Raw genomic sequence first — 22,386 nt, 5'->3', positions numbered from 1 at the left:
AAAGATATATAAACATAACAACCAACTACTTTTATTGACATATACTTAATAAAGTTACTTTGGAGGTATTTAAAATGTGGGAAAAAGATATTAACGTAAATGAAGTAAAAGAAATAAGAGTTAAGACAACAACATATTTAGGCGCAGGTGCTATACAAAAATTTAACGATATAGCCAAGGAACTTGCTCATAAAGGTTTAGACAAAGTAGTAATATTAACAGGAAAATCTGCGTACAAAAAAACAGGTGCATGGGATGTTGTAAGTAAGGCTTTAGAAGAAAATAATATTGAATATGCATTATTTGATAAGATAACACCCAATCCTCAGCATTTAGATGTAGATGAAGCGGCAAAGCTTGGTAAAGAAATATCTGCCAAAGCAGTAATAGGAATCGGCGGTGGAAGCCCTATAGACTCTGCCAAGTCAGTGGCAATATTACTAAAATATCCAGAAAAAACAGCAGCAGAACTTTATGAATTAAAGTTTGTGCCAGAAGAAGCAGCTCCAGTAATAGCTATAAATCTTACTCATGGAACAGGAACAGAAGTTGATAGATTCGCTGTGGTATCTATACCAGAAAAAGAATATAAACCAGCCATAGCATATGATTGCATATATCCGATGTATGCTATAGACGATCCAGCTCTTATGACAAGCCTTCCAAAATTCCAGACTATGTCAGTATCAGTAGACGCAATAAATCATGTATTTGAGGCAGCAACAAGCTTAGCTGCAAATCCATTTAGTATACTATGTGCTAAAGAAACTGTAAGATTGGTACATGAATATCTTCCAAAAGCTTTAGAAGATGGAAAAGATATAGAAGCAAGATACTATTTATCATATGCCTCTATGATAGCAGGAACATCATTTGATAATGGACTCCTTCATTTTACTCATGCCTTGGAACATCCTCTAAGTGCTATAAAAACAGATTTAACACATGGATATGGATTAGGAATACTTCTTCCGGCGGTAGTAAAACAATGTTTTGATGCAAAGAAAGAAACTATAGAAGAAATTTTTGAGCCAATATTCTCAGGTGCTAAAGATTTAAATGCTGAAAAAGCAGCAGAGTTAACAAGAGATTGGCTAAAGTCAGTAGGTTTGACTCAAACACTTAAAGATGAAGGATTTACTGAAAGTGACTTAGATAAATTAGCTGATTTGGCGTTTACTACACCTTCTCTAGATGGACTTCTTGGATGTGCTCCAATAGAAGCTACAAAAGAAGTTGTAAGAAATATATATAAAGAATCTTTATAAGATATAAGAGTATTTTTATAACTATAAATAAACTATAAAACAAATCTAATATTATAAAATTGTATTTGCGAGTTTGTAAAATCCCTAAAAAAAACTAATAGGAATTTTATAGACTCGCTTTAATTTTTAACTAAATAAAAAAAGAAACTAAAAAATAAAAAGTCAATGACGAGAATAAATTTTAAAAAGTTAAAAATAAAAATAATATTTTTAAGATTTATAAGTTGGAAATAGATTGAAGAATTTTTATTGAGATGTTATTATTTAACTAGAATATAAGTTACTAAATTATATAATAACTAAAGTTGGAGGTTTCTATGAAGAAGATAAATAAAATAGAGTTCAAAATAAATATAAAGAAAAATAAGTTTGATATCGATATGAAGCATGATTTTTCACCGGTAAAGGTTTTAATGGTGGGGAATAAAGTAATGGCTGAGTACGCCATGCTAATGATGCAAGACGAAAATACAGATATATTTGATCAGGATATTGTAGCTATGACAAAAAGGCTTGAAGAACTTGGAGACATAAAATTAACTATAGAAGAGTATGAGTCTAATACTTTTAATTTTAGCAAACAGATAATCCATGAAGTAAAATATGATAAGTCATACACACTAAAAGATGTATTTTCAATAATAAGTGTTGCTATGACTTATATGAAAGATACACTTGTAACAGCCTATGGAATGGATAATAAAGTATATGAAATGCCTAAAGAAGATGCTATAAATTTTTTAACTGATTTTGAAAGAAGTATGGAATCTTATAAAAAAATATCTGATATGTATGGCATGGCAGGTTATGTATATAAAAATTTTGAAAATAGCATGGAAAATCTCGTTTCTAATATGGCATATTTATCTGAAATATGTGGGGAAATGGCAGATAGTTTTATGGAGGGTGGTCAAGATATATTTTCTGAAGAATTGATCGAAGGTGAAGAAAATATAGACATAGCTAGACAAAATGCAGAAGAAAACTATACAAGGTTAATGGAAATGGTAAATGCTGCAGTTCAGATGCATCATGAACACCATCATCACGGTCATCACCACCATCACGCTTCTTGTAATTGCCAGGAGCATCATGAAAATGAAGAGCCTTGCAGATACCAAGAGGAAGGTCACAGTCACGACACATCATGCAACTGCCATAGTGGTGAGCATGAGGGTCATTGCGACTGTAAAAAGTAAAAGGAAATATTAGAAGATTATTTGGTCAATAAATAATGTAAGAACTTAAAATCTAATATTAAAGAATAGTTTAGTAAAATTATCTATACGCAGCTGATATTTATTAAATAAAGCTGCGTATATTATATTATTTATTTCAAGTATAGTCCAATGTCTGATATAATAGAAGTATAAATATTTATAAAATTCCGTTATATGAAATTTTATGGTATGTTAGTTTATAAATGTTAAAATGATTATTCCGAGATTACGGAAAGGTATTCTCTTTTGTAGGAGGTAATGATATTGAAAAACTATAAAGATATAAAATCTAATTTAGAAGCTTTAAAGCTAAAAGATATCGAAAAGAATATATACAGAAATGCGAAAGACGGTGATTTATTAATACCAAAGGTAATACCTTTTAAGGGTGTAAACACTGATATATTATATATAAGAAATAATTCTATATTATTTATAAAATTTATGGATACAACAGAAGAATTATTTTCTTTTTTGGATGAAGAAATACTTGAAATAATGAATGAAGAATATGAACTTTTGTGTAAAAATATGAGCAAACACTATCCAAATATTCATTTTAACTATATATTTGCAATGCCTAATATAGAGTTTATAGAAGAAAAGTACGATATGGTAAACTTTATCGATAAGTATGTTATAGTGGGGAATGAAGCTAAGGAACTTGCAGAGGATACGAATCTTTTAGATAAGCATCTAAGTAAACAAAATGATGAGATTGAACTTTCTATGTTTATATTTGGTATATGCAATGAGTATTTTACAGTTACTGAGGATTTGAATTTAAATCCTTTTTTCAAGAAAATATCCTTTAAACATGATGAGATAAGTTATAAAGTTTGTATGTTAGAGGAAAAGCAAATTACAGAAATTGCATCTGCAAATTATGGAAATCATTTGATTGTAGGAGGCTCAGGAACTGGTAAGAGCTCTTTGTTATTAGGGAGAATAATAAAGCTTTCTAAAATTTATCCTCATCACAAGTTTCTTCTTTTGTCATTTACAAAGCAACAATGCAATAGATATAAAGAATTACTTGAGATATTAAATGTGGATACATCTAATATAGAGGTTTTTACATTTAGTTCTTTTATATTCAAACTAGCTAAGGCGAATAATTTGGTTATTAATTATAATATGCTAAAGAAAAATTATGATAAATCATTTATAAATATTATGAAGCAGATTAACAATACAATGAAAAATAAGAAGATGTATAAGGGGATATTTGTAGATGAGGCAGAAAATCTTAGTGAAGAAGAAGTTATACTTGTAAATGAATTTTTATACAGTACTAAGAATATATTTAATGCGAGTGTATGTAAGGCATACAATATAAATAATAATTTAAATATATTTAAGTGTAATATTAGGGCAATTGAATATGAAGATGAAATTTATTTAGATAAAAACTATAGACAAGGTAAAGAAATAGTAGAATTTGTCAACAGATATTGTGATAGAGCTAATAGTTTTATAAAAAGTCTTAGAGAAAATATTGAAACGGACGTTTATAAGAAAACGAACTTTACGTGGGAGAACAATCAGTCTGTTAATATTGTAAGAGTAGAGGACTTAGATGATCAAATTAGTTCAGTTATATGGGAAGTTCAACATATGATAAACGATTTAGGATATTCTCCTGAAGATATAGCTATTGTTTATCCATATAATAAAAAGAGGTTAAAAAATGGGAAAATGATATATTTCCAGTATATGCTGAGAAAATCTCTTGAAGATACTGGGATAGAATATATTTTTGCAGATGATACAGTAACCAATATAACACCTAAAGATGGGATCACTATATCTAATATATATTCTATAAAGTCGCTTTCTTACAAGGTTATAGTCCTTTGTGAGCTGGAAATGCTATATAACCACAATATAGAAAAGGATAGTCAAGACTATCAGGTAAATGATTTTGTAGGGGATTTGAACAAGGTATATACAGGTATGACAAGGGCGGAAGAATGTCTTAGTATAATAGTTTCATATACAAGTGATAATAGCGATATAATAAGAATATTAGGAGATATATAGTATTGTAAAAAGATAATATAAATAAAAAACCACTGCTTATGCAGTGGTAAATTTATGTTTAAAATAATATTTTCTATTTAACTATTGCAAAGTATAGGAATACTATCAAACCTAAAACTATTCTATAAACACCAAATGCCTTGAAGTCATGTTTCTTTATATAGTTTATGAAGAACTTTATAACTATAACAGATACTATAAATGCAACGAATGATCCTACAAACATAACTAACCATTCAAAGGCACTAAATGTAAATCCAGCTTTTAGAAGTTTAAGTAAACTTGCTCCTAGCATAGTAGGTATAGCAAGGAAGAATGAAAATTCCGCTGCTATATATCTTGATGTACCTATTAAAACCGCACCTATAATAGTAGAACCTGATCTTGAGGTACCTGGTACAAGTGCAAGAATCTGGAACATACCAATATAAAGGGCTGTTTTATATGATAATTGGCTGAATTTTGTAATCTTAGGTCTTTTATGTCTATTTTCAAGCCATATCATTATGATACCATAGATAATAAGAGCTGCAGCTACTACAGAAGGTTTGAAGAATACTCTATCTATTTGATCTTCAAACAAAACTCCTATAATTCCTGATGGTATGACAGCAATTATAACCTTCATCCATAAATCCCAAGTGGCTTTTCTTGCTTTTGGACTTTTCTTTTTTGAAAATGGATTTAGCTTTTCAAAATAAATCATCAGTACAGCTAATATAGATCCAAACTGTATTACTACAAGGAAAGTACTGATAAATTTCTCAGAACCTGAAAGATGTAGAAACTGGTCTACAAGAATCATATGTCCGGTACTACTTACAGGCAGCCATTCTGTAATACCTTGGACAATACCAAGGAATATGGCCTTTAAAATTTCTAACAAATCAAAAACCTCCTATTCAAAAATAAAGAATTTATTCAAAATTTTACCTATTAATATTATCATATAAAGCTCTAAAAATCAATGAAAGGCTATTATCTTTTGAAAATCTTATAATAAGTGAATTAATTTAAAATAAAAAAATTTTCTGATTTTTTATTGACACGTAAAATATTAAATGTTATTATAATATACAATAAAACAAACAGACAAATAAATGGAGAATGGAGGAAAAAAGATGTTAGGATTTATTAATGGAAGATATTATTATTACTTTGGTTATTATATTTAGGGCTTGTAGCGTGTTGGAATTATAGTTTATATTCGACAATTTGTTGCAGACCCATTTTGAGTACAAAATTAAAGGTTTGTAACATGTCGGCCAAAGTAAAGAACTTCTGTAAATAAGTTTTGATTGTTATCGCCGCGTGTTGGCGGTTTTTTTATATCCATTTTAATCTACCGCCAGTAAATTGCTGGCGGTTTTTTTTATTTGTCTTGTTAATTAAAATTGGAGGTATTATTATGAAATTCATAAAGAAAAACAAATGTGCAAAAAAAATAATTGCTATGGCTATGCTTGCTGTACTGTCAGTTGGAGCATTAACTGCTTGTAACTCAGGGGATAGTGAAAGCAAGAAGGTTGGAGTTTCACAGCTTGTAGAACATCCTGCTTTAGACCTTTCAAGAGATGGATTTATTGAAGGATTGAAAGAAGAAGGTTTTGAAGAAGGAAAAAATTTGGAGCTTGATGTTCAAAATGCACAAGGTGATGTTCCTACTGCTCAAACTATAGCCAATAAGTTTGTTACAGATGATAAAGACTTAATATTTGCTATTGCGACTCCAGCGGCACAGGCTGCAAAAAATGCAATAAAATCAAATGATATTCCGATAGTATTTACAGCTGTATCAGATCCAGAAAAGGCAAATCTAGTAAAATCTAATGAAAAAACAGGTGCAAATATTACTGGAACATCAGATTTTCAAAATATTGATAAGACTATAAATGTAATAAAGGCAGTATTGCCAAATGCTAAGAAAATAGGTGCTATATTTAATACATCAGAGATTAATTCAAAACTTCAAGTGGAGAATATGAAGAAGGAAGCTGCAAAAAATGGTTTAGAAGTAATTGAAGTAGGTGTATCTTCAACTAATGAAATAAGCCAGGCTGTAAGTACTCTATCAAAGAAAGCAGACCTTATATTTACTCCAACTGACAATCTAATGGCAGCTTCGATGCCTGTAATCGTAGAGGTTGCTAAAAAAGATAAGATCCCTGTAATTGGTTCAGAAGAAGCTCATGTTGAGAATGGTGCTCTTGCAGCAAACTCATTAAGCTACAAGGAAATAGGTATAGAAGCTGGTAAAATGGCTGGTAAAATATTAAAAGGTGAAGAAAAAGCAGAAAATATTCCAGTTAAGTTTACAGATAAAGCTAGACTAGTAATGAATGAAAAAACAATGAACGATTTGGGTATAAAGTTAGACAAAAATGTAAAAGTTGAATTTATTAAGTAAAAAAACTTTAAAAAATTTATAAAACTTATATTTTTGAAAAAAATATAAATAAAAAAATAAATTAATAAAAAAATAAAGTAGGTGAAAAACCTACTTTTTTTTAATGAAAAACAGTATTAATAGGAATAAATGTTATTATTAAAGACTTTTGAAAAAATGTTTTCATATTAAAACACAGATAATATAGTGTAGTGTTGAAAAAAAATAATTTTTTAATTATAATATACTTAAAAGAGGTAAAAAGTATGGTAATTATGTCTTATGACATATATCTACTATTTAAGCAGTTAGAAAGCGTATTTGTTATAGAAGGGAGATATAAGTATGCAGAAAAGTGTGGACACAACGATATCTTTCTTGGTTAAATCACTTCCAAGATTGTACAATGATTTTTATTTAGAGTATATTAAGTCTTTTATACAGGGAAAAAATATTAATAAAAATCAAGTGAGAGCTCTTACTTTTATAAAGAACTATGGTTCGATAAGTATGAGTGAATTATGCAACATGTTAAATATAGAAAAGGGGAGTCTTACAAGTATGATAGACGACCTAGAAAAGAAGAAATATGTTGAGAGGATGAAAGATAAAAAGGACAGAAGAAAGTATAATATTGTTCTTACTAAGGATGGGGACAAGATGGCTTGTGAGTTCTTAGAACATTTAAAAATTAATCTTCACGACAAAATAGAAAGAATAGAAAAAGATAATCTAGGTAAATTTTTCGAATCAATGAATGAAATTATCAAGACAATGGAAAGTATTGATAACTAATTTAGTATAGAAAATTTGTAGTAGATAAAGTAAAGAAAAGTTTATATGCTGAAGGATAAAATATAAATCTTTCGACAGAGTGATTTAGTGTTTGTGGGACTGTAATATTGATAAAAAACCACTGATGATTTTCATCAGTGGTTTTTTCTTATTGTAAATTAATTTTCATATATATTACTTATTTCCCTTAGCTTTGTAAGCTTCTAGACCTAACTTTAAGCATTCAGCTGCAGCCTTAAGATCTTCTTCCTTAAGGATGTATGCAAGTCTAACTTCGTCTCTACCAAGACCTGGAGTAGCATAGAATCCTTCAGATGGAGTAGCCATTGTAGTAGCGCCATTGTGTCTGAATTCATTTAACATGAATATAACGAAATCTTCAGCATTTTCTACTGGAAGCTTAGCTTCGATATAGAATGCACCTGTTGGCTTTTCGCAAACAAGACCATCTATCTTCATTATTTCATTGTATAATACGTCTCTTCTCTTGCAGTATTCAGCATTAACTTCAGCTAAATATGACTTTGGAGTTCTGTAAAGTTCAGCAGCACCGATCATTTCTAGTGTTGGAACACAAAGTCTTCCCTGACAAAGCTTAAGAACCTGAGCTATAAAGTCTTTGTTCTTAGAAGCTAATGAACCTATTCTAGCACCACATGCTGAGTATCTCTTAGAAACAGAGTCAACTATTATCACTCTATCCTGAACGTTTTCTAAGTTTCCGAAACTTGTATACTTTAATCCATCGTATACGAATTCTCTGTAAACTTCGTCAGCTATTATCCATAGATTCTTTTCTATAGCAACTTCTGCCAACATTTCCATTTCTTCTCTTGTGTAAACAGCACCTGTTGGGTTACCAGGGTTAGAAAGAAGTATCGCTCTAGTCTTGTCATCAACACGACTTAATATTTCTTCCTTTGATGGAAGGTGGAATCCATTTTCTGCCTTAGTAGTTATAGGCTTGATTTTTACATCTACGCAAGTTGCGAAACCATTGTAGTTTGTATAGAATGGTTCTGGAACTAATATGTTGTCACCATCATCACATAGTGATAACATACAGAATAATAATGCTTCTGATCCACCGTTAGTGATTAGTAATTCACCTGGTTCGAAGTGGATGTCATATTCCTTGTAGTAGTTTATCATAGCTTCAACTAGTTCATCAGAACCAACTGAATCAGCATACTTTAAAACATCCTGATCGAATGCTCTTATAGCGTTCATAAATCCATCTGGAGTCTTTATGTCTGGCTGACCTATGTTTAGGTGGTAAACCTTAACACCTTCTTTTTTTGCAGCATTTGCAAAAGGTACAAGCTTTCTTACTGGTGAAGCCTGCATTGAACCAACTCTGTTAGAAAATTTCATGATATAAACCTCCGTATAATTAAATGTTGCTTAATCAAGTTGCGATATCAAGACGCAACATAATTTTACATTATATTTAGAAAGAAAATAAGTCATAAAAACGTTTTTTCTCCTAGCATTAGGATAACATAAAATGAGAAAAAAATAAATAAGTTTATAGTATATTTATATTTTAACAAAGAATAACCTAAAAATAAAAAGAGAAAAAACATATAGAGCGATAATAAGAAATTTAAATTTTAAGTAAATGTAACAAAAATATTCCTCTATCTTCTTTAAAATATGAATTAGTGATATAATTTATACTAAATATGTATATTTTTTACTTGATACAACTTTTAAAATAAGGAGAGCATTATAATGAAAGAAATAAGAAGAGATATGATAACAGGCGATCTAGTAATATATTCAAGTTATAGAAATAAAAGACCACTAGACAAAGTTAAAATAGTAGGTGATTTTGATAGTAAGGAAGATGAACATAGTGAAACTTGCCCTTTTTGCAGAGGTAATACTGAAGATATAAAAGAAATAAAAGAGACTATCAATGATGAGAGTGGGCAGTGGGTTGCCATGTCTGTAGCAAATAAATTTCCAATATTAGACTTGTCAATCAAAGAAATTTTTGGAGAGCATGAGGTGTTAATAGAAAGTTATAGACATAATGCTAGCTACTATAATATGACGGAAGAAGAATTTAAAAACACATTTGCTCTTTTAAAAAGCAGATATAAGGATCTATCTAAAAGAGAAGGGATAGAATATGTAAGCGTGTTTAAAAACTCAAAGAGAAATGCAGGAGCATCTCTTATGCATCCACACTCTCAAATAGTTTCTTCAAATCTTTTGCCGCCTGAAATAAAAAAAGAAATTGAAGTTTCGGATAAATATAAAATAGAAAATGGTACAAATTTATATGAAGCTTTATTAGATAAGGAAGAAAAAGATAAAGAAAGAGTCATATATAGCGGAGAATATTTCCTGGCATTTGTACCATATGCAACAAGATATAATGGAGAAGTGAGAGTCATTGAAAAGGATGATTTGGATCCTTCACAGTGGACAGATGAACATATAGAGGAATTGTCTTATATATTTAAAAATATGTTTAGAAATATGGAGGAGTATCAAGGAGATATACCATTTAATATCCTGCTACATTCTAAAACAGTAAATAAAGAAATAGGAAAAGAATTAAGAACACATTTCCATATAGTACCCAGAAAATATAATTTTGGTGGTTTTGAACTTACAACAGGGCTTTATGTATGTGGAAGTGATCCTAAAGAACTAGCAGAGTATTTTAGAATAAAAAAATAACAAGTATATATGATACACTATATTATAAATTTTAATATATAATGCTTGCATTTAAAATAAACTTAGGAAGCTAATAAACTTTGATATATATATTTTTGAAAAGAGTCTTTTTGAGGCTCTTTTTAGTTTTCAATTAATTTCAAAATGCCTATATTCAAAAAAATGAAAATAACATTAGGAAAAGTAAAATAAAATTGTTTTCCCATAATAAAATTAGAAAATTTATGTGTATTGTATTGAAAATATACTTAAATTGATATATAATATAAAAAATAAATACGAATATTAAAACCAAATATTAAATAATAATTCATGTATTTTGAAGGAGGAAGTATGACAGACTTATTATACTTTATAGAGAGAAAAGACCATTCAAGCGAAAGGTTAGCGGAGATATTAAAAAACAATAAAAATATAAAATTTGCATCTTTAATGGGTGTCGATTTAGGTGGAAATGCCACTGATGAGAAGATACCAGTCAAGCTTTTTTTAGAGGATATTGATTCATTTTTAAATTCGACAATACAGACAGATGGATCTTCAGTTGAACTATATGAAATAGCAACATTGAACAATGCAAAGGTTGATTTGATGTCAGATCTTGATGCGACTTGGTTCATAGACTATAATTACAATCATATTGATGAAGAAACAAATCTTCCAATAGGTACGATTATAATACCTGCATTTCTTGTTCATAACAACAAGATGGTCTGCTCAAGAGCTACATTGATGAGAGCGGAAGAACACTTTAAAAGAAGTATAATGGACATTATAAAAAAATATCCTAAAATTCTTGATAATACGAACATTGACAATCCAGAAGATATAGAAAGTATAGGTTTAACTGCGGCAACTGAACTTGAATTTTGGGTAAATACTCCTGAAGATAAAGCAGACCTTGAAAAGTTATTTGTGTCTCAGAGTCTTAAAGAACAGTATTGGAAGAGAACTCATGGAGTAATAAGAACTTGTCTAGAAAGATGTCTTATTGAGTTGGAGAGATATGGGCTTGAACCAGAAATGGCTCATAAAGAAGTTGGTGGAATACACAGCTCTATTAATCAAGAAGGTTCAACAAATCATGCTATGGAACAGTTAGAAATTTCATGGAAGTTCAATACTCCTTTACAAGCAGCAGATAATGAAATACTTGCAAGAGAAGTAGTATATGATGTATTTGAATCACATGGTCTAGAGGTAAGTTTCAAAGCAAAACCAATACATGGTGTTGCTGGAAGTGGAGCTCATGTACACGTTGGTGTAGGAGCTAAGTTAAAAAATGGAAAGTTTGTAAACCTATTTGCCCCAAGAGAATTAAAAGAGGACTATTTAAGCCCAATAGGTTATGGAGCTTTAATGGGACTTTTAAAAAATTATGAAATACTTGCTCCAATAGCTACTAATACAAACGATGGTTTTAATAGATTAGAACCTGGATTTGAAGCACCTGTATGTACAGTAACATCACTAGGACATGACTATGAAGTCGCTTCAAGAAACAGATCAGTCCTAGTAGGTCTTATAAGAGATGTAGAAAATCCAAAAACACTTAGATTTGAGCTTAGATCTCCAAATCCGCTTACTAATAAATATTTAGTAATAGCAGGCTGCTATCAGACTATGCTAGATGGCATAAAGGCTGTAGTAGAGTTAGATAAGTTTGATACAAAAGAACTTGAAAGAGAGCTTTCAAAGAAACCTGAAGATAAAGGATTTTATCTTGAAGAGGGTAGAGCATATAGAGATGAAAATGATGTATTTGAGTACTATACACTAGAGGAAAGAAATCAAAGATTTGGTCTTCCACCTGCAACTGTATATGAGGCAATGCTTAATTTTGAAAAATATCCAGACAAACTGAAGTCTTTGACTGATGGAGAAGTATTTACAGATGATATATTAAACTCTTTTAGAATAGGTTCTTTAGATATATGGAAGAAAAAACTTTCTTCAAGAATAATAGATAGAAATATAAGACTTCTTAGATCCTTTAAGAAACTTCATAGACCAGAGGATATGGATGCATTAGATGAAGTGATGTGGGATTCTATTAAGCAGATAAAATACGACTTGATGAAAAATACTCTAAGTGGACCTTCAATATACGGTATGATAAAAAATTCTCTTGAGATAGGAAATTATAAAGAAGCATCAGACCTTCAAAAAGTAGCTAAGAAGAAAATGGAAGAAATACAGCAACTGTACGTGAATTATAGAAAAAATATTTTGTAGTATAAATTAAAAGGAAATGCTGTGTAGAATTCTACACAGCATTTTTTACTTGCTTTTTTATTTATTTACTTAAAAATAGAATTAACAACCTAAATACTTACTAATTTGTCAAGGAAGTATTCAAAAAGTATACCATCATTTCTATTAAAGTTATCTTGCTTGACAGTAAAGTTCACAGCTTCATAGATAAAATCAGTAGCACACTTTACACTATCTTCAATAGAAAAAGATCTAGTTATCATTCCAGCTATTATAGAAGTAAAAGTATCTCCTGTTCCACTAAAGCTAACTTTGTTATATTCAGTACCAATTTTGGTCATCAAATCAGTATCTGAGTTATAGCAGATATTGTAAATCTTACCGTTTTTTTCAAATCCAGTTATAATAACATATTTTGGTCCTAGATTTGAAAGAGATTGACAAAGCTCTTTTAAAGAAGAATCATCATAGTCAAAGAAATCTGCCTTTCTAGATGCAAGAAGATTTGCTTCAGTAATATTAGGTGTAATTAAGTTTGCCATAGAAACAAGCTTTCTCATTTCCAAAACATCGTCGTGACTAAAAATAGGGAAAAGATTTCCCAAGTCGGCTAAAACAGGATCAACAATTACAAAAGCTCCTTTATTCATATTTATAAACTTTTCTACAATTTTAATCTGTCTACCAGAACCTAGAAAACCACTATAAATAGTATCGAACTTTCTATCTAAATCATGCCACACCTGAATATATTCCTCCATAGAGTCAGTAAGATCTTTAAAAGTGTACTTTGGATAGCCAGTCTGACTAGATAAAACAGAAGTAGTCAGAGGGCAACATTGACATTTTAAGGCTGATATAATAGGGAGAGCTACTGTCAAAGAACATTTTCCTATACCAGAAATATCATTTATACAAGCTATTTTTTTTTGCATATCTACCATAAGTTTCCTCCACTTAGTAAAATTATATACACAATAATATCATAGTTTATATTATTTGACAAAGCAAGACAAAGCAAATAGAAGGCTTTGTTTTGATAAGAAGAAAAAATAATTAAAAATTTTAAAATTTATGTAGTAATTTTTATATTATCATGTTATAATAAAAGAACAGCAAGGCAACCTAGGAAGTGAAAATAATGAAATAGTTTTCATAGAATGCTTTAACTAGCATAATTTTGCGTGCTGTGAGAAAGGAATGTACCATACAAAAATAATATACAGGTACATTATGTAGGAGGATATTTAATGAAAGTCGGAGTAGTAAAGTGGTTTAACAACGAAAAGGGATTTGGTTTTATTTCAGTAGAAGGAGAAAATGACATATTTGTACATTTTTCAGCAATAGAAACTGACGGATACAAGTCTCTAGAAGAAGGTCAGAAGGTTGAGTTTGAAGTCGTAGATGGCGCAAAGGGACCTCAGGCTGCAAATGTAACAAGAATATAATTTAAGAAATTTAATATAGAGATAGATTAAATAGCAATTAAATTTTTATTGGATTACAATGCAAAGGACTAACTAATGTTAGTCCTTTTTCTTGTCCATTTTTATAAAACTTATAAAAATTATCTAAGATAAAAATAAATGCTGAAAATTGTATAATATAAAAAGAAATAGAAAAATAAGTAAAAAATAAAGAATTAAATAGGAAAGTCATTTAGTTAAATAAATGTAACAATAGTGAAATAAGTTTAAATATATGTTATACTTAAGTTAGAAAAAATAAAAAAGGAGATAGTATTATGAATATCCTATTCTTTTTAACACCAAAGATAGAAGTAGTCAGTGTATGTGATAAAGATAATTTAAAGCAAGTACTTGGAACTTTAGAGGAACATAAATTTTCTTCAGTTCCTATACTGAATGAAGAGGGGAATTATCTTGGAACAGTAAAAGAAGGAGATCTTTTATGGTATTTGAATAGTAAAAAAACTTTTGATGATAAAACATTAGAAGAAACAAATATTATGGATATACCTAGACGGCTTACAAATGAAACAGTGAGAGTAAATGCTAATGTTGAGGATCTTTTCCATATACTTATAAATCAGAATTTCGTTCCTGTTATTGATGATGCCAATATATTTATAGGTATAGTAAAAAGAAGAGATGTAATATCCTATGCTTCAGATAGATTGAAGCTAGAAGAATATAGATAGAGGCAAATAAATAATTCCTTGACATATTTATTAATTTGCAAAATATGATTTAGAGAGAAATATTAAAAATCCCTTCTTATTAATTTAGAGGGGATTTATTTTGATTGAAACTATATATTTTATAAATAAAATAAAAAAGGTAGCAATGCTACCTTTTTTTATCTCTTTGCATCTTTTCTAGTTACTAAAATTGCTATTTTTGCATCTGGATTATAAGTAACCTGTATTAGAGCATTCTTTTTAACTCTTTCTAGGTCCTCACCACCGTATTTAATATCAAGTTTAACTGGTTTTTTACCTTGCTTTAAAAGAGCTGTATATTCATTCTTACCCTTTTTTTCTAGGGTAATAAGATTACCTACATAAGGAACAAAGTTATTGAATTTGTCTCCTGCTTTCTTAAGATAAAAATATGTAGCTACTGCAATTAGAGCTTCAATTATAAGAATTCCCCACCATGGGATTTTTGCAACTGATCCAACGATAATTGCTACTATAGCTATAACTATAGGCAAAATAGCCTTCTTTAGTAAAAGTTTACCAATTAAATCGTTAGCTTTTTTTTCAGGACCGCTCATTGTTTTTTGTCTAGCAAATTGCTCGGCAAATTTATCTTTTATGCCCATATTCAAGCCTCCATTTCTATTAATTATATATATAAAAATACCATATCATTTTAACATATATACATAAAAATTTAAAGGGTTATATAAAAAGATTTAGAAATTATAGCAAAATACCAACAATTAAGATATAATTAGAAAAAGTGCTTTGTTAAAAAAGAGGTGGTAGTATTGATTAAAAAAATGAGAGAATTGGCACCAATGGAATTATACTTTAGATTAATAAGTTTGATGTTTTGGCCTATTTACTGGTACAAATGGATTGTAATTACAATTGAAAACTATAATAACATATTATTTTATATATATTTTGTAGTCGATGCTATATTTATAACTCTATTGATAATAAAATATATAAGAAAAAAAATTGAATCTAAGAGGTATTTTAAATTTGCTTTGTCTATGTCACTAACATATTTAATAACCTTATCAAGCTTTATGATTTTTACAACAAATATAACGCTTCTGTATGCACAAATAATAATGTGCATTATTTTGATGGTAGAATCCTGGAAACTTATAAAAGAAGACTATAACGATATAGGTGTAGTAGGTGTATTAGCAGCGCTACTTATATTAATTCTTACTTATTTTTATTAAGTAAGAAAAAAGAACACTGAAATCCTATAACTTATAGTCAAAAGGTATAATTTGAAGTTGAACTATATTATTTTCACAAATTTGTTAAAAGATATAATAAAAGGTTCTTCTATTGTAGACATAATATGTAAAAAATGGTATGATTGAATAGTAATTAAAATTGCAATATGATGGAGGAATAGACATGACAGAAGCAAATTATTTAGCAAAAATAGGTGACAAAGTAATTACAGCAGAAGATATTGAAGCTGCAATAAATAGTTTAGATCAGTTCCAAAGACAACAGTTTGACAGCGAAGAAGGAAGAAAGAGAATATTAGCAGACTTAATCAATCAGGAATTATTCTATCTTGACGCTTTAGAAAGAAAGATGGATGAAGATGAGAGATTTGTTAAGGAAATGGAATTAGTAAAGGCTAATATGTTAAAGCAGTATGCTATAAACTCTTGCCTTGCTTCAGCAGAAGTAACTGATGATGAAATGCTAAAGTACTATGAAGACAACAAGGATAAGTTTGTAAAGCCTGAAACTATCTCAGCTAAGCATATATTGGTTGACAATGAAGAGCTTGCAAATGAAATAGAAAGCAAGTTAAAGAAGAAGGAAATTTCATTTGAAGATGCTGCAGTTGAATATTCAACTTGCCCTTCTAATATGAATGGTGGAGACCTTGGTACATTTGCAAAGGGTCAGATGGTTCCGGAATTTGAAGAAGCAGCATTTGAATTACCAGTAGGTAAGATCTCTTCTCCTATAAAGACTCAGTTTGGTTACCATATAGTAGTAGTAAATGATCATTCAGATGCTTCTCAGGCAGAATATGAAGAAGTAAAGAACGATGTAAAGAGTGCTCTATTATATCAGAAGCAGAATGAAGCTTTCATGAGCAAGATGAATGAATTAACTGACAAGTACAAGGATATATTAGATATAAACAAGTAAGATAATAAATTATAAATAAAATGATTTTAGTTAGATTATATTGTGTTTTTTAGTAAATTACCAATATTAATTAAAAAAAATTTTATAATTCAGATATTCATTTAAAAGAGGTTCATTTGAACCTCTTTTTTTATAAAAAATAAAGAAAGTTTATTTTGGAAAATTGAGATAAAGTGTTATAATAATTTCATAGTATAAAATAAGAAAGGAAGAAGAGATGAAGACGATATTGTCATATTTTAAGAAACATTTACTATCGATACTTGTGTTAGTAGCTGTGCTTGCTATTCAGGTTCAAGGTGAGCTTTTGCTTCCACAGTATACATCCGATATAGTAAATGTTGGAATCCAACAAAAAGGTATAAAAGATTCTGTACCTAGGATAATTGATGAAAACACATATGGAGTAATGCTATCGCTTTCAAACCAAAGTGATAAAAAGCACATTGCTGAGGCGTATGAACTATGGATTCCCAGTATTAAAAATTCTAAAAATGAGAATATAGCTAAGGAGAATCCTAATTCAAAACTAATAAAAAAGGACAGGTACAAGACTAACTACTATCTACTGAAGAAAAATGTGGATATAGAGAAACTTGAACCTTATATGAATAATGCCCTTACTAAATATGCGTCGTATGCAAGTGCAAACATGCCAGATTCTAAAAACGATATGATGAAGTTTTTAAGTGATAAAAACATTCCAGATTTTATGAAAAAGCAAATTGGCATGAGATTTGTAACACAGATTTATAAAAACAACGGCGTTGATGTGAACAAGATTCAGACTGGATATCTTTGGAAGACTGGCCTATTGATGCTGATAGTAGCAATAGCAACAGGAATACTATCTATTATAGTAAGTTATTTTTCTTCAAAGGTTTCAGCCAAGGTATCAAAGGATTTGAGAAAAGACTCTTACAAAAAAGTACTTGAGTTTTCAAATCATGAAATGAATAGATTTTCTATTGCATCTCTTATATCAAGATGTACCAATGATATACAGCAAATACAGCAATCTTCCGTAATGGGATTAAGATTTTTATTTTACGGACCAATAATGGCTGTATGTGCATTTTTAAAGGTACTTACATTAGATGTTTCTATGGTCTGGATAATAGTCCTTGCCGTTTTCATGACACTGATGTCAATTCTTCTTATAATGAGAAAGGCACTTCCTAAGTTTAAGATAATACAAAGTATTGTCGATAAGCTTAACCTCGTTACAAGAGAATTTATATCAGGAATTGAAGTAAATAGAGTATTTAGAACAAATAAACATGAGTTAAAAAGATTTGACAATGTTAACAGTGAGTTAACAGACACTATGTTATATATGAGTAGAATAATGTCTCTTATGCAACCTATTATGATGTTGATAATGAATGGTGCAACCTTGCTAATTGTTTGGGTTGGTGCAAAGAACATCAATGCTGGTAATATTCAAGTAGGAGATATGATGGCATTTATACAGTATGCTATTCAGATAATAATGGCATTCTTATTTATATCAATGATGTCTGTAATACTTCCTAGAGCGATGGTCAGTGCAAATAGAGTATCTGAAGTATTAGATAGTGATATTGCTATTAAAGATAGTGGAAGAAACATTGACTTTACAAAAGAAGGAAGTGTTGAATTTGATAAAGTTTCATTTAAGTATGAAGGTGCTGCTGAAAATGTTATAGAGGATATAAGTTTTGAGGCAAAGAAGGGAAAAACAACTGCTATAATTGGGTCAACAGGTTCAGGAAAGACTACAATAGTAAACATGATACCTAGATTTTTAGATGCAACAGCCGGTAGTGTAAAGGTAGATGGTGTGGATGTAAGAGATATACCAATGCATATATTAAGAGACAAGGTATCAGTTGTACCTCAAAAACCAGTTATATTCTCAGGCACTATAGCATCTAATATTGAGTATGCAAAAGGTATGAGAAGCTATAAAAATATGAAGGAAGCAGCTGAAATAGCTCAGTGTATGGATTTTGTAGATAGCAAGGAAAACAGATTTGAAAGTGAAATAGCTCAAGGTGGAGCAAATCTTTCAGGTGGTCAGAAACAGAGATTGTCCATTGCTAGAGCACTTGCAAGAGAGTCTGAAATACTTGTATTTGACGATAGTTTTTCAGCTCTTGATTCAAGAACAGATAGAAATTTAAGAGAAGCTATACACAAAGAACTTTCTGAAAAAACGCTTATCATTGTTGCACAGAGAATAAATACAATAATAAGTGCAGATGAAATAATAGTTTTAGACGAAGGGAAAATTGTAGGCAAGGGTACTCATGGAGAGTTGCTGAAATCTTGCGAGGTTTATTATGAAATCGCAAAATCACAGTTGACAGAGGAGGAATTGAAGCATGAAATCGCAAAATAATATAGATAATTCTTCTAGTACAAACAAAGACTTTTCAAAGAGTATCAAAAGACTTATGAAATATATGAAGGGCGATTACCTAAATATAGTGATCGTATTTATATTCTCTATATTTTCTACTGTATTTCTAATAGCCGGTCCTAAAATAATGGGTAAGGCAACAACGGAAATATTTGATGGTGTGATGAGAAAAATAAGTAATCCTCAAGAGGGGATTGATTTTTCAAGGGTGCTTAGAATTGTAATAATACTTGCAATACTTTATACAATAAGCTCAGTATTTTCTTACTTGCAGTCTTATATTATGAGTGGTGTAGCACAGAGAATATCATACAATTTAAGAAAAGAAATATCAGAGAAGTTTAATAGATTACCTATATCATACTATGATAAAAATAGTAGGGGTGATATTATTTCTAGAGTAACAAATGATGTTGATACTCTAAGCCAGACTCTTAATCAGAGTTTGATGCAGGTTGTAACGTCAATTATAACAGTTATAGGTGTATTTATAATGATGCTTTCTATTAACATTTTAATGACTATAGCAGCCCTTATAATACTACCTCTTACAATGTTTGTCTTGATGTTCGTAATAAGAAAGTCACAGGTTTATTTTAAGATGCAGCAAAAGTATCTAGGTCAAATAAACGGTAAAATAGAAGAAAGTTTTGCAGGACAGGCACTTATAAGAGGTTACAACGGAGAGAAGTTTGAAGAAATAGAATTTAATTCAATAAACAGTAAATTATATAATACCGGTTGGAAGTCACAGTTTTTATCAAGTATAATGATGCCTATAATGATGTTTGTAGGTAATTTGGGATATGTAATAGTATCTATATTTGGTGGATATATGGCTATTAACGGCAAAATAACAGTAGGTGATATTCAGGCATTTATACAGTATATGAGATCATTTACTCAGCCTCTAAATCAGCTTGCTCAAATAATGAATCTATTACAGTCAACAGTAGCTGCTGCTGATAGAATATTTGATTTCTTAGATGAAGAAGAAGTTGATTTCTCTCAAACTGAAGTAATAACAGATGAAGAATTTGAGGGACATATAAAGTTTGAGAATATAAGATTTGGATACGAAAAAGATAAGATAATAATAAAAGACTTTAATTTAGATGTAAAGCCAGGTCAAAAAATAGCAATAGTGGGTCCAACAGGTGCTGGAAAAACAACACTTGTAAAGCTACTTATGAGATTTTATAGTCCAAATAGCGGAAGAATACTCCTTGATGGAAAAGACATTTCAAAGCTAAATATAGATAACTATAGAAGTAATTTTGCAATGGTGTTACAGGACACTTGGTTATTTAGTGGAACTATAATGGAGAATTTGAGATATGGTAAGCTAGATGCCACAGATGAAGAAGTATATAAGGCAGCATCAGCGGCATACGCAGATAGATTTATAATGACTCAAAAGTATGGTTATGATACTGTTTTGAGTGAAGATACAAAGAATATATCTCAAGGACAGAAACAGCTTCTAACAATAGCAAGAGCTATACTTTCTAATCCTAGAGTACTTATCCTTGATGAAGCGACAAGTTCTGTAGATACAAGAACTGAGGAACTTATTCAGGGTGCTATGGATAATCTTATAAAGGATAGAACTAGCTTTATAATTGCTCACAGACTTTCTACAATAAGAAATGCAGATTTAATACTTGTTCTAAAGGATGGAGATATTGTAGAGCAGGGAAACCACGATGAATTGATGGCAAAGGACGGATTCTATAAGAAGCTTTACGATTCACAGTATGAAGACCTTGAGGGGGTAAACTAATGAAAATTAACTGGAATAAAAAATATACAACAATTGCAGTATACAGTCTAATAGTTATTTTTCTTAGTATATCATTTTATCTTGCTTTAACAAAATTTTCGAAGTTAAGCGAGTTGACAAATGCCTTTTTTGCAATATTAAAACCTTTTATACTAGGCTTTTCGCTTGCATATTTATTTAATTTTATCTTAGAGTTTTATGAAAAAGGTATTATTGATAGATATACAAAAGATGGTATTAGTCTTAAGAAGAAAAGAGCATTGTCTTTGATACTTACTTATCTTACAGTAGTAGTTGTAATAACATTATTTATGATGTTTATACTGCCGCAGGTTGCGAATAGTTTGGCAAGATTGCTTACAGATTTTCCTAAGATAATGGATGAGTTGTACTCTTATTCTAGTAAAACTATAAATAGTTTAAATATGTCAGAAGAATCGAAGATGATGTTTGACAGCAAGGTAAATGAGCTTGTAAGAAAAGCAATAGAGTTTGCTACAAACCTGATGCCATACCTAGCAAATGCCTTTTTAAACGTAGTAAAGAGTGTTTGGAACACTATACTTGGATTGATAATATCAATTTATATTTTGGCAGACAAAGAAGGATTTTTTGCAATTTGCAAAAAATTTATTTCAGCAGTATTTCCAGTTGAAGTTACTGAAAGAATATTATATGTTACAAGACTTTCAAATCAAATATTTGGAAGATTTATAGCAGGAAAAATATTAGATTCAACTATAATAGCTTTTTTAACTTTTATAATACTATCGATTACCGATATGCCATATAAGATATTATTGACATTTATAATAGGAGTTACAAATGTAATTCCATTCTTTGGACCATTTATAGGAGCAATACCATCAGTTATGATTGTACTTCTAATTGATCCGGTTAAGGCTTTGTGGCTAATACTTATTATATTTGTAATACAACAGTTAGACGGTAATATTATAGGACCAAAAATATTGGGAGATTCTATAGGGATTTCATCCTTCTGGATTCTTTTCTCACTGCTAATAGCGGGAAAATTCTTCGGAATAATAGGAATGATTATAGGAGTACCTTTATTTGCTATAATATATACTATAATAGGAGAGTCAGTGAATACCAAACTTAGAAAAAAGGGTCTACCTGTTTCAAAAGAAGCATATAAAAAATAAATTAGCTAATAATTTAAAACTAATAATAAATAATAAAAATGCTATGAGTTTTTCTTTTAAGTTGAATTCATAGCATTTTTAAT

18 protein-coding genes are annotated in these 22,386 nt (G+C 29.8%); 14 read left to right on the top strand and 4 right to left on the bottom strand.

Annotated features, from left to right (window positions below):
* Positions 1 to 74 precede the first annotated feature (74 nt).
* The 3 genes from BMY82_RS01565 (at position 75) to BMY82_RS01555 (ending at position 4,531) form a co-directional block, all read left to right on the top strand.
* Positions 75 to 1,268 carry an iron-containing alcohol dehydrogenase gene (locus BMY82_RS01565; RefSeq protein WP_091973825.1) on the top strand — a complete coding sequence of 398 codons (1,194 nt, stop codon included), beginning with the start codon at positions 75 to 77 and terminating at the stop codon, positions 1,266 to 1,268.
* Between the two features lie 317 nt (positions 1,269 to 1,585).
* Positions 1,586 to 2,467, top strand: a complete 882-nt coding sequence (locus tag BMY82_RS01560; protein ID WP_091973822.1) for a hypothetical protein — start codon at positions 1,586 to 1,588, stop codon at positions 2,465 to 2,467.
* A gap of 285 nt (positions 2,468 to 2,752) precedes the next feature.
* On the top strand, positions 2,753 to 4,531 hold the full coding sequence (locus tag BMY82_RS01555; protein WP_091973820.1) for a UvrD-helicase domain-containing protein: 1,779 nt from the start codon (positions 2,753 to 2,755) through the stop codon (positions 4,529 to 4,531).
* 73 nt (positions 4,532 to 4,604) lie between these two features.
* Here BMY82_RS01555 and BMY82_RS01550 read toward each other — a convergent pair whose 3' ends face one another.
* Positions 4,605 to 5,417 carry an undecaprenyl-diphosphate phosphatase gene (locus BMY82_RS01550; RefSeq protein ID WP_091973817.1) on the bottom strand — a complete coding sequence of 271 codons (813 nt, stop codon included), beginning with the start codon at positions 5,415 to 5,417 and terminating at the stop codon, positions 4,605 to 4,607.
* A gap of 522 nt (positions 5,418 to 5,939) precedes the next feature.
* On the opposite strand from BMY82_RS01550, the gene BMY82_RS01545 reads away from it, so the two are divergent.
* Both BMY82_RS01545 and BMY82_RS01540 read left to right on the top strand, forming a co-directional pair.
* Complete coding sequence (locus tag BMY82_RS01545) at positions 5,940 to 6,938, top strand: ABC transporter substrate-binding protein (protein WP_091973814.1); 999 nt, start codon at positions 5,940 to 5,942, stop codon at positions 6,936 to 6,938.
* Positions 6,939 to 7,262: 324 nt separating this feature from the next.
* Complete coding sequence (locus BMY82_RS01540) at positions 7,263 to 7,712, top strand: MarR family winged helix-turn-helix transcriptional regulator (RefSeq protein WP_091973811.1); 450 nt, start codon at positions 7,263 to 7,265, stop codon at positions 7,710 to 7,712.
* A gap of 174 nt (positions 7,713 to 7,886) precedes the next feature.
* On the opposite strand, the gene BMY82_RS01535 is transcribed toward BMY82_RS01540, so the two are convergent.
* Positions 7,887 to 9,086 carry a pyridoxal phosphate-dependent aminotransferase gene (locus BMY82_RS01535; RefSeq protein WP_091973808.1) on the bottom strand — a complete coding sequence of 400 codons (1,200 nt, stop codon included), beginning with the start codon at positions 9,084 to 9,086 and terminating at the stop codon, positions 7,887 to 7,889.
* 360 nt (positions 9,087 to 9,446) lie between these two features.
* Between BMY82_RS01535 and BMY82_RS01530 the strand changes: the two genes are divergently transcribed.
* Positions 9,447 to 10,406: a galactose-1-phosphate uridylyltransferase gene (locus BMY82_RS01530; protein WP_091973805.1), complete on the top strand. Its 960-nt coding sequence runs from the start codon at positions 9,447 to 9,449 to the stop codon at positions 10,404 to 10,406.
* 333 nt (positions 10,407 to 10,739) lie between these two features.
* A complete protein-coding gene (locus BMY82_RS01525) occupies positions 10,740 to 12,641 on the top strand; it encodes a type I glutamate--ammonia ligase (RefSeq protein WP_091973802.1) in 1,902 nt (633 codons plus the stop codon).
* A gap of 89 nt (positions 12,642 to 12,730) precedes the next feature.
* Here the strand turns inward: BMY82_RS01525 and BMY82_RS01520 are convergent, their stop codons facing one another.
* Positions 12,731 to 13,564 (bottom strand): pyridoxamine kinase, encoded by an 834-nt coding sequence (locus BMY82_RS01520; RefSeq protein ID WP_304206234.1) that lies wholly within the window; start codon positions 13,562 to 13,564, stop codon positions 12,731 to 12,733.
* A 306-nt stretch (positions 13,565 to 13,870) separates the two neighbouring features.
* On the opposite strand from BMY82_RS01520, the gene BMY82_RS01515 reads away from it, so the two are divergent.
* The gene (locus BMY82_RS01515) at positions 13,871 to 14,071 is read left to right on the top strand and encodes a cold-shock protein (RefSeq protein ID WP_091973799.1); all 201 of its coding nucleotides are present in this window, start codon (positions 13,871 to 13,873) and stop codon (positions 14,069 to 14,071) included.
* Positions 14,072 to 14,367: 296 nt separating this feature from the next.
* Positions 14,368 to 14,784: a CBS domain-containing protein gene (locus tag BMY82_RS01510; protein ID WP_091973796.1), complete on the top strand. Its 417-nt coding sequence runs from the start codon at positions 14,368 to 14,370 to the stop codon at positions 14,782 to 14,784.
* 158 nt (positions 14,785 to 14,942) lie between these two features.
* Here BMY82_RS01510 and BMY82_RS01505 read toward each other — a convergent pair whose 3' ends face one another.
* Positions 14,943 to 15,410: a hypothetical protein gene (locus BMY82_RS01505; RefSeq protein ID WP_091973793.1), complete on the bottom strand. Its 468-nt coding sequence runs from the start codon at positions 15,408 to 15,410 to the stop codon at positions 14,943 to 14,945.
* A gap of 168 nt (positions 15,411 to 15,578) precedes the next feature.
* On the opposite strand from BMY82_RS01505, the gene BMY82_RS01500 reads away from it, so the two are divergent.
* From BMY82_RS01500 to BMY82_RS01480, 5 genes are all read left to right on the top strand, one after another.
* A complete protein-coding gene (locus BMY82_RS01500; RefSeq protein WP_091973790.1) occupies positions 15,579 to 16,007 on the top strand; it encodes a hypothetical protein in 429 nt (142 codons plus the stop codon).
* A gap of 184 nt (positions 16,008 to 16,191) precedes the next feature.
* Positions 16,192 to 16,950 carry a peptidylprolyl isomerase gene (locus BMY82_RS01495; protein WP_091973787.1) on the top strand — a complete coding sequence of 253 codons (759 nt, stop codon included), beginning with the start codon at positions 16,192 to 16,194 and terminating at the stop codon, positions 16,948 to 16,950.
* Between the two features lie 217 nt (positions 16,951 to 17,167).
* Positions 17,168 to 19,333, top strand: a complete 2,166-nt coding sequence (locus BMY82_RS01490) for an ABC transporter ATP-binding protein (protein ID WP_091973785.1) — start codon at positions 17,168 to 17,170, stop codon at positions 19,331 to 19,333.
* Positions 19,317 to 21,137 carry an ABC transporter ATP-binding protein gene (locus BMY82_RS01485; protein WP_091973783.1) on the top strand — a complete coding sequence of 607 codons (1,821 nt, stop codon included), beginning with the start codon at positions 19,317 to 19,319 and terminating at the stop codon, positions 21,135 to 21,137. Before BMY82_RS01490 ends, BMY82_RS01485 begins: the two co-directional genes overlap by 17 nt.
* Positions 21,137 to 22,303, top strand: coding sequence for an AI-2E family transporter (locus tag BMY82_RS01480; RefSeq protein ID WP_091973780.1), 1,167 nt, complete (start codon positions 21,137 to 21,139; stop codon positions 22,301 to 22,303). The genes BMY82_RS01485 and BMY82_RS01480 overlap by 1 nt, the downstream gene beginning before the upstream one ends.
* Positions 22,304 to 22,386: the final 83 nt, after the last annotated feature.

This window comes from Peptostreptococcus russellii (assembly GCF_900110295.1).
GTDB classification, from domain to species: Bacteria; Bacillota; Clostridia; order Peptostreptococcales; family Peptostreptococcaceae; genus Peptostreptococcus; species Peptostreptococcus russellii_A.
The sequence above is the reverse complement of the archived record's forward strand: the minus strand, read 5'-3'. Positions and strand labels throughout refer to the sequence as shown.

Coding starts and splice junctions, on each gene's coding strand:
- BMY82_RS01510 (WP_091973796.1), top strand. CDS start 14,368: ATGAATATCCTATTCTTTTTAACACCAAAGATAGAAGTAGTCAGTGTA.
- BMY82_RS01535 (WP_091973808.1), bottom strand. CDS start 9,086: ATGAAATTTTCTAACAGAGTTGGTTCAATGCAGGCTTCACCAGTAAGA.
- BMY82_RS01560 (WP_091973822.1), top strand. CDS start 1,586: ATGAAGAAGATAAATAAAATAGAGTTCAAAATAAATATAAAGAAAAAT.
- BMY82_RS01490 (WP_091973785.1), top strand. CDS start 17,168: ATGAAGACGATATTGTCATATTTTAAGAAACATTTACTATCGATACTT.
- BMY82_RS01545 (WP_091973814.1), top strand. CDS start 5,940: ATGAAATTCATAAAGAAAAACAAATGTGCAAAAAAAATAATTGCTATG.
- BMY82_RS01480 (WP_091973780.1), top strand. CDS start 21,137: ATGAAAATTAACTGGAATAAAAAATATACAACAATTGCAGTATACAGT.
- BMY82_RS01525 (WP_091973802.1), top strand. CDS start 10,740: ATGACAGACTTATTATACTTTATAGAGAGAAAAGACCATTCAAGCGAA.
- BMY82_RS01530 (WP_091973805.1), top strand. CDS start 9,447: ATGAAAGAAATAAGAAGAGATATGATAACAGGCGATCTAGTAATATAT.
- BMY82_RS01515 (WP_091973799.1), top strand. CDS start 13,871: ATGAAAGTCGGAGTAGTAAAGTGGTTTAACAACGAAAAGGGATTTGGT.
- BMY82_RS01565 (WP_091973825.1), top strand. CDS start 75: ATGTGGGAAAAAGATATTAACGTAAATGAAGTAAAAGAAATAAGAGTT.
- BMY82_RS01505 (WP_091973793.1), bottom strand. CDS start 15,410: ATGGGCATAAAAGATAAATTTGCCGAGCAATTTGCTAGACAAAAAACA.
- BMY82_RS01495 (WP_091973787.1), top strand. CDS start 16,192: ATGACAGAAGCAAATTATTTAGCAAAAATAGGTGACAAAGTAATTACA.
- BMY82_RS01520 (WP_304206234.1), bottom strand. CDS start 13,564: ATGGTAGATATGCAAAAAAAAATAGCTTGTATAAATGATATTTCTGGT.
- BMY82_RS01540 (WP_091973811.1), top strand. CDS start 7,263: ATGCAGAAAAGTGTGGACACAACGATATCTTTCTTGGTTAAATCACTT.
- BMY82_RS01485 (WP_091973783.1), top strand. CDS start 19,317: ATGAAATCGCAAAATAATATAGATAATTCTTCTAGTACAAACAAAGAC.